The 1,087-nt window shown below is 76.4% G+C and carries 1 protein-coding gene; it reads left to right on the forward strand.

Annotation, left to right across the window (positions count from 1 at the left end):
* The first annotated feature begins 153 nt into the window (after nt 1-153).
* Complete coding sequence (locus tag ACFRMQ_RS40940; RefSeq protein WP_380736024.1) at nt 154-1,041, forward strand: LysR family transcriptional regulator; 888 nt, start codon at nt 154-156, stop codon at nt 1,039-1,041.
* Nucleotides 1,042-1,087 lie beyond the last annotated feature (46 nt).

Genomic DNA, 1,087 nt, shown 5'->3' on the forward strand with positions numbered 1-1,087 from the left:
TCCTCGTACTGGGTCGTACTTGGACGTTTCGCCGGTGCGTTCAGGCGGGATGCCCGGCGTCGCGCGCCCGGCGGGAATTGTGAGACACGGCCTAGGTCCTGTCCGGTCGATCGGGCCCGGCAAGATCGGCCGGACAGGGCCTAACCTGGGCTGATGCTGGACGTCCGACGCCTGCGCCTGTTGCGCGAACTCGCCCACCTCGGCACCATCGCGGCCGTCGCCGAGGCGCTCTCCTTCAGCCCCTCGGCGGTGTCCCAGCAGCTGTCCGTGCTGGAGAAGGAGGCGGGCGTCCCGCTGCTGGAGCGCACCGGGCGGCGGGTCACCCTCACCCCGGCCGGGCTGGGCCTGGTCCGGCACGCCGAGGCGGTGCTCGCCCTGCTGGAACAGGCGGGCGCCGAACTCGCCCAGGCCAAGCGCGGGCTGGCCGGTCCGCTGCGGATCGGCACCTATCCGTCGGCGGCCCGCGCGATCATCCCCGCGGTGCTCGCGGAGCTGGCCGGCTGGCACCCGGGGCTGGAGCCGATGGTCACCGAGGTGGACCCGGCGGCCGTCGGCGCGGCGCTGCGGGCGGGCGAGCTGGACGTGGCGCTGGTGCACGAGTACGACCTCGTCCCGACCGACCCGGAGCCGGGCCTGGCGGTGACCCGCCCCGTCTTCACCGAGCCCATGTACCTGGCCGCACGCGCCCCCGGCACCCTCGCCGAGCAGCGCGGCGCGCCGTGGATCATGTCGCCGCCCGACACCCTCTGCCACACCATGGCGGTCCGCGCCTGCGAAGCGGCGGGCTTCGCGCCCCGCGTCCGGCACCAGATCGACGACTTCACCACCGTGCTGGCCCTGGTCGCCGCCGGCCAGGGCGTCGCCCTGGTCCCCCACCTGGGCGCGGCCGCTCCCCCGCCCGGCGTCGTCCTCACCCGTCTGCCGATGTACCGCCGCACCCGCGCCGCCTTCCGCGCCGGTGCCGGCTCCCACCCGGCCATCTCGGCCTTCGTCTCGGCGCTGCACACGGCGGTCCCGCCGGGCCTGGGCGGCGGCGCCTGAGAGCGCGGAGGGGCCCGGGGACGCCGTCACGGCACCCCCGGGCCCC

The sequence above is a fragment of the Kitasatospora sp. NPDC056783 genome (assembly GCF_042789895.1).
Lineage (GTDB): Bacteria > Actinomycetota > Actinomycetes > Streptomycetales > Streptomycetaceae > Kitasatospora.